The organism is Archangium violaceum, assembly GCF_016887565.1.
GTDB classification, from domain to species: domain Bacteria; phylum Myxococcota; class Myxococcia; order Myxococcales; family Myxococcaceae; genus Archangium; species Archangium violaceum_B.
Window position 1 is genome coordinate 12058085 of sequence record NZ_CP069396.1, and the last position, 13471, is coordinate 12071555.

General features: G+C 68.6%; 10 protein-coding genes and 1 pseudogene. 6 read left to right on the top strand and 5 right to left on the bottom strand.

The genetic code is table 11. From position 1 onward, the window contains the following. The first annotated feature begins 304 nt into the window (after positions 1-304). Positions 305-1024: a DJ-1/PfpI family protein gene (locus JRI60_RS48105; RefSeq protein ID WP_239470165.1), complete on the top strand. Its 720-nt coding sequence runs from the start codon at positions 305-307 to the stop codon at positions 1022-1024. A gap of 126 nt (positions 1025-1150) precedes the next feature. On the opposite strand, the gene JRI60_RS48110 is transcribed toward JRI60_RS48105, so the two are convergent. Further along, complete coding sequence (locus JRI60_RS48110; RefSeq protein ID WP_204222805.1) at positions 1151-1870, bottom strand: DUF4386 domain-containing protein; 720 nt, start codon at positions 1868-1870, stop codon at positions 1151-1153. A gap of 92 nt (positions 1871-1962) precedes the next feature. On the opposite strand from JRI60_RS48110, the gene JRI60_RS48115 reads away from it, so the two are divergent. After that, positions 1963-2859 carry a LysR family transcriptional regulator gene (locus tag JRI60_RS48115; protein ID WP_204222806.1) on the top strand — a complete coding sequence of 299 codons (897 nt, stop codon included), beginning with the start codon at positions 1963-1965 and terminating at the stop codon, positions 2857-2859. On the opposite strand, the gene JRI60_RS48120 is transcribed toward JRI60_RS48115, so the two are convergent. Next, the gene (locus JRI60_RS48120; protein ID WP_204222807.1) at positions 2822-3208 is read right to left on the bottom strand and encodes a hypothetical protein; all 387 of its coding nucleotides are present in this window, start codon (positions 3206-3208) and stop codon (positions 2822-2824) included. The two genes, JRI60_RS48115 and JRI60_RS48120, sit on opposite strands and share 38 nt — an antisense overlap. 488 nt (positions 3209-3696) lie before the next feature. Beyond that, the gene (locus JRI60_RS48125; RefSeq protein ID WP_239470166.1) at positions 3697-4437 is read right to left on the bottom strand and encodes a hypothetical protein; all 741 of its coding nucleotides are present in this window, start codon (positions 4435-4437) and stop codon (positions 3697-3699) included. Between the two features lie 460 nt (positions 4438-4897). Here JRI60_RS48125 and JRI60_RS48130 point away from each other — a divergent pair, with 460 nt between their 5' ends. After that, entirely contained in the window at positions 4898-5644 is a 747-nt protein-coding gene (locus JRI60_RS48130; RefSeq protein WP_204222808.1) for a metallophosphoesterase family protein, read from the top strand. Between the two features lie 974 nt (positions 5645-6618). On the opposite strand, the gene JRI60_RS48135 is transcribed toward JRI60_RS48130, so the two are convergent. Continuing rightward, positions 6619-7371 (bottom strand): SDR family NAD(P)-dependent oxidoreductase, encoded by a 753-nt coding sequence (locus JRI60_RS48135; RefSeq protein WP_204222809.1) that lies wholly within the window; start codon positions 7369-7371, stop codon positions 6619-6621. 125 nt (positions 7372-7496) lie between these two features. On the opposite strand from JRI60_RS48135, the gene JRI60_RS48140 reads away from it, so the two are divergent. Continuing rightward, positions 7497-8411, top strand: coding sequence for a LysR substrate-binding domain-containing protein (locus tag JRI60_RS48140; RefSeq protein WP_204222810.1), 915 nt, complete (start codon positions 7497-7499; stop codon positions 8409-8411). Positions 8412-8746: 335 nt separating this feature from the next. Then, positions 8747-10456 carry an OPT family oligopeptide transporter gene (locus JRI60_RS48145; RefSeq protein ID WP_204222811.1) on the top strand — a complete coding sequence of 570 codons (1710 nt, stop codon included), beginning with the start codon at positions 8747-8749 and terminating at the stop codon, positions 10454-10456. 16 nt (positions 10457-10472) lie between these two features. Here the strand turns inward: JRI60_RS48145 and JRI60_RS55270 are convergent, their stop codons facing one another. Further along, on the bottom strand, positions 10473-11297 hold the full coding sequence (locus tag JRI60_RS55270; protein WP_204222812.1) for a DUF7452 domain-containing protein: 825 nt from the start codon (positions 11295-11297) through the stop codon (positions 10473-10475). 201 nt (positions 11298-11498) lie between these two features. Here JRI60_RS55270 and JRI60_RS55275 point away from each other — a divergent pair. Beyond that, a pseudogene (locus tag JRI60_RS55275) lies at positions 11499-13325 on the top strand (protein kinase domain-containing protein); the annotation flags it as partial. Positions 13326-13471 lie beyond the last annotated feature (146 nt).

The following is a 13471-nucleotide window of genomic DNA, read 5'->3' on the forward strand; positions in this document are numbered from 1 at the left end:
GGGTATGCGAACGCTGGAACAGCAAGAGACATCAATGTTGGCGTCTTCGCTGAAACGGAGGACGGACGCTTCGAGCTGACTCCGCTGTCCCAGACGCTGGGTGCCGACGAGCATGGATGGAGGAGGAAAAGCTCGCTGAGGGCTCGCGTGCCGCGCCGGACCTCCCGCGGTGGCCAGAAGCCGTCGAAAGATGGCCTTCTGGCCACTCGCCAGATGGGGCGCGTTCTTCATAATGGCAGACATCGAACACGGGCCCCGATGCACGGGATGGCTCCGTTCGTTCGCTGAAAGCCATGGTCCCCAGATGTCTCAACAGTCGAAGAAGCTTCAGGTGGGAATCCTCGTGTGTCCGGGCTTCGCCATCGTGGATACCATTGGAATCCACTCGGTGTTTGGCTTCATCCCCGATACCGAGGTGCACCTGCTGTGGAAGGACAAGGAATTGATCGAGGCCATTCCACGCTTCCCCGTGCACGCCACCACCACTTTCAGGGAGAGCCCCAAGGACTTCGACGTCCTGTGCGTCGGGGCCTGCCCCAACGAGATCCTGCGCGATGAAGAGACGCTCGCGTTCTTGAAGGATCGGGGCAGCCGCGCGGGCTACCTCGTCGGTGTCTGCAGTGGCTCGCTCGTCCTGGGTGCCGCGGGCCTGCTCGAGGGATACCGGGCCACGAGCAATTTCCACGTCATGGATCTCCTGCCTCACTTCGGGGCGATTCCCACGAGGGAGAACGTGGTGATCGACAGGAACCGCTACACCTCGGGACCGGCCACTGGCGGATTCGATTGTGGCCTGCGAGTGCTGGAGAAGCTACGTGGGGAGGAGGTCGCGAAGCTCAGCGAGCTGAGCATGGAGTACACCGCCCAGCCTCCTTTCGGCACCGGAAGCCCGGAGCTCGCCGGACCCGAATTGACGAGGAAGGCGCTCCAGCTCTTCGCTCACTTCACCGAGGAGACCCGCCGGACGGTGCGGGATTTGCCCTTGCGCCGGGCTGGTGCAGGGGGGAGCGAGAAGGGCCGCTGACAAGGGCTCCTGCTTCACCCTGCATCTGCCTCGCGTCCCGCCCCCACCTGAGAGCGCCCGCTCCTCGCCGGCGGCTCCCATGCAGCCCCCTCGGCCGTCGCCCTGAACGCTGGTGCCGGACGGCGTTCAGGAGCGGGTGGCTTGCCTGGCTTCGAACGCCGATGGGTTGAAGCCTTTTGCCAACAGCCATATCGGCATCAGGATGATCTCGAAAACCATGACCGGAATGGCGAGAATCGCTCCTCGACCGCTCGGCGAGGTATCGATAACACCCAACAAAGGAAGTATGGCCATTGGCAACAACATGGCGTACCCAACGACACCGACCGCGGAAACGGGCCGTGGAACGAGCCGGGACTTCCACAGCAAGCTGGCAAGAATGACGCCACCAAGACCCAGGAAAAGCAACATCATGGGCGTCAAACACAGATATTTGGCCTGTTTGAGCAACAAGCCCGCCGTTTGATAATGGGCGGCATCCGCCGCGCCCGAGCTGATGTACTCCTGGCTCAGCGGGATGAGCAACAAGGCGCAGACGACGCCAATGACCAGGAAGACGCACTCCAACATCCGCATGCCCACGTACCCGAGGGCCATGCTCTCATCGTGCTTCCTGAGGAGTGGAAACATGAGAAGCCCGATGAAGACAATGCCAATGTCATTGAGCAGCCAGAGGAGCACTCCGCTGACCACGGAGGCGCTCCTGGAAGAAACCGTGGTCAGATAATCAGGCGTATCGACGACGGAGTCCAAGAGCGTGCTGCCGGCGACGCTGCCAAAGGCCGTGATCAAAAACAGGGAAGCGACCAATATTTCTGTTCTTCGGTGGGTTGCTTCGAGCGTCATGCATTGCTCCTGGTGGGCGAACATCACCCTACCCGTGCGAAAACAGGCGCCCAACGGATGTTTTCGGGACACCTGCGTGCAAAAATGTGCGCATGGACTGGGACGACCTTCGCTACGTGCTGGCGATCCACCGCGAGAAGACGCTGTCCGGCACCGCCGCCGTCCTCGGGGTGTCTCGGACTACCGTCGGGCGGCGCCTGAAGGAGGCCGAGGAGCGGCTGGGCGTCCGGCTCTTCGACCGCACCGAAGAGGGCTTCGCAGCCACGGCTGCCGGCGACGAGCTGGCCGAGACCGCGGTGCGCCTGGAGGCGGAGATCCACCTTGCCGAGGGGCGGCTTCTGGGCCGCGACGCCGAGCTCCGCGGGCGGCTGCGGGTCTCGACGGTGGACTTCGTGTTCGCGGGTTTTCCCGAGGTGTTTTCCAGCTTCATCCAGCGCTATCCGGGAGTGGAGGTGACCCTCGGCGTGACCCATGAGCAGGTCTCGCTCATTCGCCGCGAGGCCGATGTGGCGCTGCGTCTGGACAACAATCCGGCGGATGGCCTGGTGGGCCGCCGCATCGGTCGATTGCAGTTCGAGGCCTACGCCGCGCGTTCACTCGTCGAGCGGGTGGGTCCCGGTGCCACCCTCGCGGACTTCCCGTGGCTCCATTCGGACGAGCGCTCCGATGGGCGTTGGCTCGATGACTGGCTGGCCCGGAACGCACCGGGGGCCAAGGTGTCGCTGCGTTCCGACGACTTCGCGGTCCGCCGGCGCGCGCTCTCCGCCGGCATGGGCGTCACCTTCCTGGCGTGCTTCGACGGCGACGCCGATCCAGGGCTGGTGCGCGTGGGGGCCCGCCTTTCCGACGAGGCGCGCGATCTCTGGGTGCTGACGCTGCCCGAGCTTCGCAACAACAGCCGCATTCGCGCCTTCATGGACCACGTCTACGACGCCCTCCAACCCCAGCTGCTTACGGGAGCGGCTTGTTCCGGAGAGTCACGTTGTTGATATAGGCACTCTTGTAGGCGTCGTGGCACGCTTTGCAGTCGGCCTTCACGTCGTCCGTCTTGTTGGCCTTGGCGTCGTCGGCCGTCTTCTTGGCATACCTGGCCCACATCGTCATGTTGGGACCGCCGGCCTTTTCTATCTTCTCCATCGACTTCACAATCGCGGCGAGGTCGCCTTGTGCCATGGGCGTCCCTGCGTTGTCGCGCATGAACTGCTGGAGCGGACAGGGCTTCGCCTTGCCATCGCACTTCCCCGCGGCGAGTGCTGCGCTCGGGAGCGCTGCGGCACCGATGCCCCCGGCCACGGCCGCCACCAGGACGGCCAGCCACACTTTCTGCATCCTTACCATCGAAGCATCCTCCAGGTTGAACCTGGCCAGGGCGCCGTGTTCGTCGGGAATGCGGCGCCCTTGCGAGAATCAGATTCGGAGAGGGGCCGAGCAAGGCATGTGCCATGTTCGTCGCATCTGTTGAGTCAGCGGCAGTGCGCGCGCCGACACCGCGTAAATGAGTGCGACTTCCGCGCGTGGCTCAGTCGAGGACGGGTCGGAAAATAGGCCGAGGGTTACGGAGTGCCACTGTGGAGCGCGGTCAGTTGACACGTCAGCTCCTCTGGTTGACGTGTCAGCCCTTCCCTGCCGCGCACCTCCTGGGAGGGCGGCCAGGGCCGGCGTGTACCCCAAGCGGCTGCGCGGCTTCTCCACCCGCCTGGCGCACTGCTCGACTGGCCCCCGTCAGCGGCCCTCCTCAGCCCCTCCTCTCCAGTCCGCCACCTCTCACCAGGCCTTCAATCCTTCCGATGCTCCATAAAGGATACGGGCGAATCCTACGATGGGATTCAGCGGGATGACGTTGACGTGGGGAGCCTGGAGAAGACCGTGCCCGCGGCTCGGGGCGTGATGCGCTGATAGCGGGCATAGGCGTCCACCAGCGCGGTGCGAAGGAGTCCCGCCTCGGTGGGCCCATGCCTCGCGACCGTTGCCGCCAGCGCCTCGAGGAGGTAGGCCTCCGGTGCCATCATGGTCCGGGTGAGCACGACCGGCCGAGCCCCGAGGGACTGCAGCACCGGCCCGAAGTACTGCTCGCTCATGCAGGCCAGCACCGCGACGGGCTTCGGTGTGGCACCCGAGAGGGCTCGAATTTCGGGTGGAGCTCGGTCCATGAGCCGGTCGTGCCCGGCCCAGACCACGAGGTCCGCCGAGCTCCCGCCAGCGGCCGCGCGCAGGAAGTCTTCCAGGGCGTCATCGATCCGATCTCCGGCGTAGGCCCGGAGCGAAAGCCGGACAAGCCGCTCTCCCTTCGCGGCCGCCCGCTCGATGACGAGCTCGCGCAGTACCCCGGAGACAGGAGGGCCGTCGCGCCGGCTTCGAACCCGGAAGCCTGGAGCGCGGGACAGGAACCGCTCCGCACCAAAGGCGGCTCCCCAATAGAGATTTGCCTCCAGGGAACGCGGGTCCCCGGCTTTCCCCCGACCGCAGTCGAGCTGAGCACCGTCGCACAACGGAACGAAGACCTCGATCTCGACAGGCTCAGCGGGAGTGGCCGCGAGCAGGGCGATCAATCCAAGGGTGAACACCATGGGCTTCCTCCGGGAGATGACCCTCTTGAACGACCGTGGGCACTCGAGAGTTCCATGAGCGAGGTCCAGCAGGCCGTGCTCCCCGCTCCACCGGCCCGGACCAGTTCCTGGCGGCGGTCGCCCCAGGGCTGCAGCCACTCGCTGCTCCCTTGGGAGCCGTCACCGCACCCGCGCCCGCCCCCACGAGTGGGGCCAGGGGCGAGGCGGCCGCGGCGACGAGGGGCCGAAGGACACGTGGCGGGAACCTCGGCGCACCGTCCGGTCCGAGGAACACCTCGAACGGGAAGAAGCCGCCCCCGCGAGCCAGATGCGCGCGGCTCTCCTCCCGCCAGCCCTGGAGTCCAATCAGCACATGTCCGTCCGCGAAAGCCGCCTGGCTCGTGGATTCCCCCGTTGTGGTGTCATGGGTCATGACCTGCATGCGAGCCAGGCCCACGAAGCGACTGCTAATCTCCCGGCGATGAAGATCGCTGCCATCTCCGACATCCATGGCAACCTGGAGGCCCTCAAGGCGGTGCTGGCCGATATCGACCGGCGCGGCGCCGATGTGATCGTCAATCTCGGGGACATCGTGTCGGGCCCGCTCCAACCGAGCGAAACCGCGGACCTGCTGATGCGCCTGGAGCTGCCGACGATCCGCGGCAACCATGAACGGCAACTCCTCGAGCCCGACCTCGGGCGCATGGGTCCATCGGATCGCCACGCCGCGCAGTCGCTCCGGCCCGACCAGCTCGACTGGGTGGTCAGTCTGCCGCCGACGCTGTGGCTCTCCGATGCGGTGTTCCTCTGTCACGGCACGCCCGGCGACGATGTGACCTATTTCCTGGAGCAGCTCACTCCGTCGGGCTGCGAGCCAGCACCGGCGGCGCTCGTCGAGGAGCGGGCTGGTGATTGCACGGCTTCGCTCATCCTCTGTGGACACACACACATGCCCCGCGTCGTGCGTCTGCGAGACGGTCGCACCATCGTCAATCCGGGCAGCGTCGGTCTCCAGGCCTACGAAGACGAGCTTCCCCACCCGCACAAGATTGAAGTCGGCTCCCCGCACGCCCGCTACGCCCTCATCGAGCGCACACCCGCGGGTTGGGCAACCGAATTGCTCAGCGTGGTCTATGACTGGGAACGCGCGGCACGCCTGGCCGAGGCGAGGGACCGGCGCGACTGGTCGACGGCCTTGAGGACCGGCTTGATGGAGATCGCTCGCTAAACGAGCCGCTGAAACAGCGGGCCCTGGTGCTGATCGACACCGAAGAAGACCCGAAGTATCCGCCCACCTTCAGGGTGACGACCTGGTCGAGGAGCGCGCCGGGCTCCACCGAGGAGAGGTCGATGTCGAGAGCGATCGACTGGCTCTCATGCGGGGTGACCCAGCCCTCCTACTGCCGGGCCGTCACTCCCTTCAGCCCCTCCAGCTCGAGCGACCAGTACACGGAGTCCGACGTCTGGTTGGAGAGGCTCTGGCTTCCTCATACTCCGAAACCAGAGGATGCGTGGCTCTTTGGATCCTCGCTCCACACGTTCGAGGCAGTTCCAGATTTGCTCAGAACCGATCAACCGCTTAATCTGCGAATTACGGTGGTTGTACCACCTGTGCCCTGGGGAACCTGCTCGACCCGATCGGCGTTCAGGTCTATGCGCGCGGCTACCTCGGCGAGGCTTTCAACCTGGTCACCGCCACGGACTGGGGCGATCTGACCACCGACTCGTACCGTTGCGGCGTCACCATCCAGTAGCTCGAGTCTGCCCCCGGCCCGGCGGGCGCCGCGCGGCCGGGCCTGAAGGCACGGGTTCATGTGGGCTTGCCCCGGTTGCGTGGCTCTCCCGCACGCAGTGCTCCGCGGTGATGAGCCACATGTCCGCCGCCGACCAGCCACTCCGGGCGATGGAGGGGCGCGAGAGCACCGAGACATGCTGGCCCAGTGCGTCCAGCGCGCGCTGGGCTCGCTCCATCGCCTCGGTCTTCACGGCACTCCAAGCCTCGGAGGAGTGAAGCGCGTGCCAGTCCCAGGGAGGCGGCGGTCGGAAGTGCCGGAACAGGAAGCCCCCGCTGCCATGGGCACCTGGACCGAGGACGGACCGGATCCGGCCTGTCCGTGCTGACGAACGGCTTCTGCGTGAGCGGCTCGGCCAGGGTCGCCTCCACCTTCTACCCACTCGGCTTCTACGAAGGCGCGCGCCACCTCAAATCTGCACCATGCCTCCGTCGACGAAGAGCTCGATGCCGTTGACGAAGCTGCTGTCGTCCGCGGCGAGGAACACGGCGGCCCTGGCGACCTCGTCGGGATCGCCCAGCCGGTTCATCGGAACGGAGCGCGCCAGGAAGTCCAGGATCTGCCGCGCCTCCTCCTCGGTCTTACCGAGGCCATGCAGGCCGGGAGTCTTGATGGGACCAGGGCTGAGGGTATTGACGCGGATGCGGCGGTCCTTCAGCTCGAGCATCCAGTTGCGGGCGAAGCTCCGGATGGCGGCCTTGGTCGCGCCGTAGACGCTGAACGCCGAGGAGGCCTTGGTCGCCGCCGTCGAGCCGGTGAGGATGACCGATGCGCCGTCGCGCAGCAGCGGCAACGCCTTCTGCACGGTGAACAGGGTGCCCTTCACGTTGATGGTGAAGGTCTTGTCGAAATGCTCCTCGGTGATGGCGCCGAGGGGCGAGAACTCGCCGCCGCCGGCGTTGGCGAAGAGGATGTCGATCCGGTCCTGCTTCTGCCGCACCGCTTCGTAGAGGCGGTCGATGTCCGCGAGGTTCGACACGTCACCCTGGACCCCCGTGGCGTTGGCGCCGATCTCCTTCACCGCGGCGTCGAGCTCGGCCTGCCGGCGGCCCGTGATGAAGACCCATGCGCCCTCCGCCGCGAACCGCTTCGCCGTCGCCAGGCCGATTCCCGAGGTCCCACCGGTCACGACCGCCACCTTGCCCTGAAGTCTGTTGCTCATCGCGCTGCTCCATGTCGTGCGGCGAATCAGTTCGTCGCTGAGAGGAGACTTAAAATTGGAACGATGTCGCCGGTAGAGGACGAATCTGGCACCCTGCGTTCTGGAAATGGAACGATGAGGCCACGATGCAGGACCTGAACGACTTGTTCTTCTTCACGGAGGTCGTGGCGAACGGCGGTTTCGCACCGGCTGGCCGGGCACTGCGGCAACCCAAATCGAAGCTCAGCCGCCGGGTGGCACGGCTGGAGGAGCAGTTGGGAGTACGGCTGATCGAACGGTCCTCGCGTCGCTTCCGCGTCACCGACGTCGGACAGGCGTTCTACGAGCACTGCCGGAATGTGATGACGGAGGTGAAGCGGGCCGAGGCGGTCGCGGCCGCGACCCAGGGCGAGCCCCACGGTCCGGTCAGGTTCAGCTGTCCCCTCGGCCTGATGGAGCCCCTGGCGCGCGTGCTGGCCGACTTCCTGGAGCGCCATCCCCGGGTGAACCTGCAGGTGGTGGCCACCAACCGGCGGGTGGATCTCATCAACGAGCGGATCGACGTGGCGCTCCGGGTGCGCACCACGCTCGACACCGACGCGGAGCTCACCCTGCGCACGCTCACGAGGAGCCGGCGCATCCTCGTCGCGAGCCCCGCCCTGGCGAAACGCCTGGGCGACACGACCGAGGTCGCGACGCTCACCTCGCACCCGACGCTGAGCGCGACCGAACAAGCGGGCCAGGACGTCTGGGAGCTCGTCGGACCCGAGCAGCGGACGATCTCCCTCCACCATGAGCCACGGATGGCCTGCGGAGATTTCGGCGCGCTGAGGGAAGCGGCGCTCTCGGGGCTGGGCATAGCCCTGCTGCCCGACCACTCCTGCGGGCCCGAATTGAAGTCCGGCCAGCTCGTCAGGGTGTTCCCGGACTGGCATGCACCGGATGGGACGGTCCATCTCGTCTTCACCGCCCGCCGGGGCCTGCCCCCGCCCGTCAGCGCGTTGATCGACCACGTGACCAGGTGCTTCCGCGATGAGGCGCTGCTGCCGGCTGTCGATTGAATCGACCTCCCGCGCCTGGACCTACCGCGGCCCGGCGCGCCGGGACAGGGCCGGGACAGCGAGCCCGAACGGGCCTTCAACTGCATTGGAGGTTTACGTCGAAGACCCGCCCACGTTCATCACCTCTACCCTGCCCGTCAGGAGAGGCAGCGACCAGTCGCGCCAGCGTAGAGGAGCTCGCGCCACTCGCGGAGGCGCCCCATCGGAGCCGGAGCCCCTCCCGGAGTATCCTGGCCCTCATGCCGTCGGGCACAGCCAGAGACGAGGTCGAGGCGACTCCCGTCGCCACCGAAGCGGGTACACCCCCAGCCGGAGCCGTTTCCTCGGCCCTGTCGTTGCGTGCTCTGGCACTCGGCAGCCTCATCGGCGCGCTCATGTGCCTGTCCAACCTCTACGTGGGATTGAAGACCGGCCTCGCCTTCCCGGCCGCCCTCATCGCCTGCGTCGTCGGACTCGGGGCGCAGGGCGCTCTCATGAAGCTGAGCTCCTCCCTCTTCGGGCCCAGGCTCAGCCTCCAGGAGACGAGCGCCATGCAGTCCGCCGCCTCCTCCGCCGGCTACTCCACCGGTGGCACCATCGTCACCGCGAGCGTCGGCTACCTGCTGCTCTCCGGCCACCACCCTCCCCTCTGGGCCCTCCTGCTGTGGACCCTGCTCGGCTCCGCGCTCGGCGTCGTCCTCGCCCTGCCCCTGCAGCGCGCCTTCATCCGCCGCGAGCCCCTGCCCTTCCCCTCCGGTCTCGCCGCCGCCTCCGTGGCGCGCTCGCTCCACGCCGGAGATGAGTCGGGCCGGCGCGGCGCACGGGCACTCGGCGCCGGGGCGCTCGGGGCGGGACTCCTGGCGTTCGCTCGTGATGGGCTCCAGTGGCTCCCCGCAGCGCTCGCGTTGCCGGGCGCCCTGCTCGGTGTGCCGCTGGAGAGTCTGTCCTTCGCCCTCGACCTCACGCTCGTTCCGCTGGGCACCGGTGCGCTCGTGGGGCTGCGGGTCGGGACTTCTCTGCTGCTCGGCTCGCTCGTGTGCTTCGGCGCTCTCGCGCCCTGGCTGCTCGGGCGCGGGATGATCGCCCAGCCGGGGTTCTTCGGGGTGCTCGAGTGGAGCATGTGGCCGGGCGCCGCCCTGGTGACGAGCGCCTCCTTCACGCACCTGGCGCTCCAGCGCGGGCTCTTGCGCCGCACGCTCGGAGCATTGTTCGGCTCGCGCCCGTCCGGGGACTCACAGCCCGATGCGGCGGAGGTTCCCCGCTCGTGGTTCCTCGCCGCGACCGCGGTGCTCTCGCTGGGGCTCGTGGCCGTGGGCACGGTGACCTTCGAGATTCCCTGGCCTCTCGGCGTGCTGGGCGTGCTGCTCTCCTTCGCGCTCGCCGCCGTGGCGTGCCGCGCCACGGGTGAGACGGACATCACCCCCACCGGTCCGCTCGGTCAGCTGGCCCAGCTCGTCTTCGGGGTGCTCCTGCCGGGCAACACCGTGGCCAACGCCATGGCCTCCAGCCTCTCCGGCAACATCGCGTCCTCCAGCGCGGATCTGCTCACCGATGTGAAGGCAGGGTACCTGCTCGGAGTCCCTCCCCGGCAGACCTTCCTCGCCCAGCTCTGGGGCTGCCTCGTCGGCTCGGCCCTCATCGTCCCCGTCTTCTTCCTGCTGGTGCCGGACACCTCGGCCATCTCCGAGACGCGCTTCCCCGCTCCCGCCGGCTTCTTCGTGGCCGGCGTGGCGCGCGTGCTCTCCACCGGGCTCGGAAGTCTCTCCGAGGCGGCGCGCTGGGGTGCGCTCATCGGAGGACTCGCCGGCGTGGTGCTCGTCCTCCTGGAGCGCTTCGCTCCCGAGCCGGTGCGGCGCTTCGTCCCCTCCCCCATCGCCCTGGGGCTCGCCTTCGCGCTGCCCGCCTCGGTGTCCCTGTCCATCTTCCTGGGCTCGTTGGCCGCAGCGCTCCTGGCCCGCTGGAGGCCCGTCCTCGCGGACGCGGCCACGGTGCCGCTGGCCTCGGGGCTCATCGCCGGAGAAAGTCTGGTGAGCCTGCTCGCTTTGCTGTTCTCCGCTTCCTCCTGAGCCCCGTGCGCCCGCGTCAGTGGATCTCCACGTTGAAGGCCATGCCCGCGATGGCCTTGAAGTCATCGAAGTACACGCGCCACTTCGAGCCGTCGTAGTAAACGCTGGCGGGGCTGTTGTTGTAGATGGACGCCGCCGACCAGTTCTTGGTCAGGGTGATGATGGCGTTGGGGTTGCCGTTGAGCAGCACGTGGTCGATGACCGCGGTGTGACCCACGGTGGTGCTCGGAACCACCAGGGTGAACGCGAAGCGGCTGGCCGTCTGCACGTTCACGCTGAAGGCCATGCCCGTGGCCATCGCGACCGTGGTGTCCTCGTTGAAGATGGCCCACTTGCCCTGGAAGCTGTCGTACCAGACGCCGATGTCGCTCTTGTTGTAGGTGCCCTTCCACAGGTGCGTCGCGGTCACCAGGGCCGAGGGGTTGCCGTTGGTCAGCGGGTGGTTGAGGTACGTGATGTGGCCGCTGGTGTTGGCCGTCGTCACGTCGTGCACGAAGCCCTGGCCCACCGCCACGTTGAAGGACGCGTCCAGGGGCATCTGGCACGAGGTGTCCTGGTTGAAGATGCCCCAGGAGCCACCCGCGTAATACACGCCGACGATGCAGTTGAGGTAGGTGGCCGGAATCCCCGGCGGGTTCCAGTTGTGCGTCACCCGGATGATGGCGTTCGGGTCGCTCAGGACGCTCGGGTGGCTGACGAACGTGATGTGGCCGCTCTTGTTCGCCGTCGTGGTCCGGTGGACGAACGTGCGCTGGCTCGTCTGGGCCTGGGCCGAGGTGGACAGGACGAGGGCCAGGACAACGGCGCTCAGCAGCGACGGCAGGGTCTTCGTGATCTTCATCGTGAGGCTCCTGGGACAGTGGGAATCCGAAAGGACCCAGAGCACCCGCCGTGCCAGCGCCTCGCGGCGGGGTTCCACGAGGAAGTCCCGAGGGAAGTGTCTCGGAGGCCAGGGGCCGCGAGTGGACAGGCAGGACACAGCCGTAGCCGGGGCGGATACGGCGGGCGCATCGAGCGGTAGAATGCGCTCCCCGCCCTCCCCATGCGCTGTCCCACCTGTCACCGCCGGCTCGTTCCCGGCGCGGCCTGCCCCATCGATGGACCGTGCGAGCCGCGCCCCTCGCTCGCGCCGGACGAGGCCTCCCCACCGTGCCCGGAAGGCCATGTGCTCGTCTCGCTGCTGGGAGCGGGCGGCGCGAGCCGGGTGTACGCCGCCCATCGTGAGGATGGCCGGATGGTGGCGCTCAAGCTCGGCGGCCCCGGCACCCGGGAGCGATTCGCGCGCGAAGCCGAGGCCCTGCGGCGCCTGGGCCCCCCGGACGTCCCCTCGCTCCTCGGGTCCGGAGAGGTGGAGGGCCGCCCCTTCCTCGTCATGGAGCGGCTGGAAGGAGAGACGCTGGCGGAGTGGATGGCGCGCCAGCCCGGGAACGGAGCCGCGCGCCCCGAGGAGGCGCTCGCGCTGACGCGGCAGGTGGGCGAGGTGCTCGGACGCGTCCATGCCGCGGGGCTCGTGCACCGGGACCTCAAGCCGGAGAACGTCTTCCTGCGCACCGGCGGCACGGTGGCCCTCCTGGACTTCGGCCTCGCCCGGATGGACGAGGCAGGGCCGTCCCCGGACCTCACGCGGGCGGGACAGCGGCTCGGCACCGTGCACTACATGGCCCCCGAGCAGTGCCAGGACGCACGCCACGTGGATGCCCGCGCGGACGTCTACGCTCTGGGCGTCCTCCTCTTCGAACTGCTCACCGGCCGGCCTCCCTTCATCGGCGAGGCCCCGGAGGTGGTGCGGGGACACCTCACGCTGCGGCCTCCCCGTCCCTCCTCGCTCGCCCCCGTGCCCGCGGAGGTGGAGGCGCTCCTGCTGCGCTGTCTCGCCAAGGAGCCCCAGGCCCGCTTCGAGAACGGAGCCGCGCTGGCCCGGGCCCTGCGCGCGGTGGAGGAGGTGCTCGCCCGAGGCGGAACGGAGCCCCGCGCGCCCGCACCCACGGTGTCCCCGCCGGCCGCGCCGTCCACCTCCAGCCTCCGCCGCGTCGCGCTCCTCGGTGTCGGGCTGCGTGCCACGGCCCGCGCGGTGCTCGACCGGGTCGCCCCCGAGGGAGGAGCCCTGGGCAGGCTCCAGGGAGAGACGTGCCTCGTCACCTTCCATGAGCACCCGTCTCCCGGGGTGGGCCTGCGTGCCGCCGCCCGGGCCGCTCGCGCGCTGCTGAACGCGGGGCTGGTCCACGCTGCGGTGCTGCACGTGGCCGAGCTGCGGGTACGTCCCGGACGCTCGGGGACGCGGCTGGCGGGCGTGGCGCTCGAGAAGCCCGAGTCGTGGTGGACGGCCAGCTCCGGGCCCGCCGTTCAACTGACGGCGGAGGCCGCCGCGCTCCTCGCGCCCCACGAGGTGCTCGCCTCGACTCCCGGCCGTTTCATGCTCGCGGAGCACGGTGCCCTCGATTCGACCGAGGCCTCGTGGGAGACACCGCCGCCCCTGGTGGGCCGTGAGGAGCTCCTGGCCGAGCTGTCCACCACCGCCCGCCAGGCACTCTCCGAACGGGTGCCCTGCCTCACCCTCCTGGAGGGCGATCCGGGCCAGGGCAAGAGCCGGCTCCTGGCCGCCCTGACCGAGGCCCTCGCGGCGGAGCCGGTGCGCCTCCTCTCGCTGCGGGCCCCCGCTCCCGACACCACCCAGGAGCCGCTCTCCGTCCAGCTCGAGCGCACGCTGGATGGGCTCGGGGCACCTCCGGCTCCCCTCCCGGAGAGCGCGGAGGCGGCGGCGAGGCTCGCCACGCGGCTCCGAACACTGGCCCGGGAGAGGCCCCTCGCGCTGCTCATCGACGATGCACACCAGACGGATGCCGTCTGTCTGGACGCCCTGGAGCGAGCCACCCTCGGCGGAGAGGCCCTGCCGCTCTGGGTGTGCCTCGCCGCGCCGCCGGAGCTCCGCGCCCCGCGGCCCCACCTGGGCGACCGTGCCGCGCGCACCACCCTGCACCCGGTGACACCGCTTCCCTCCTCCGCCGCCCGTGCCCT

Coding starts and splice junctions, on each gene's coding strand:
- JRI60_RS48105 (WP_239470165.1), top strand. CDS start 305: ATGTCTCAACAGTCGAAGAAGCTTCAGGTGGGAATCCTCGTGTGTCCG.
- JRI60_RS48110 (WP_204222805.1), bottom strand. CDS start 1,870: ATGACGCTCGAAGCAACCCACCGAAGAACAGAAATATTGGTCGCTTCC.
- JRI60_RS48115 (WP_204222806.1), top strand. CDS start 1,963: ATGGACTGGGACGACCTTCGCTACGTGCTGGCGATCCACCGCGAGAAG.
- JRI60_RS48120 (WP_204222807.1), bottom strand. CDS start 3,208: ATGGTAAGGATGCAGAAAGTGTGGCTGGCCGTCCTGGTGGCGGCCGTG.
- JRI60_RS48125 (WP_239470166.1), bottom strand. CDS start 4,437: ATGGTGTTCACCCTTGGATTGATCGCCCTGCTCGCGGCCACTCCCGCT.
- JRI60_RS48130 (WP_204222808.1), top strand. CDS start 4,898: ATGAAGATCGCTGCCATCTCCGACATCCATGGCAACCTGGAGGCCCTC.
- JRI60_RS48135 (WP_204222809.1), bottom strand. CDS start 7,371: ATGAGCAACAGACTTCAGGGCAAGGTGGCGGTCGTGACCGGTGGGACC.
- JRI60_RS48140 (WP_204222810.1), top strand. CDS start 7,497: ATGCAGGACCTGAACGACTTGTTCTTCTTCACGGAGGTCGTGGCGAAC.
- JRI60_RS55270 (WP_204222812.1), bottom strand. CDS start 11,297: ATGAAGATCACGAAGACCCTGCCGTCGCTGCTGAGCGCCGTTGTCCTG.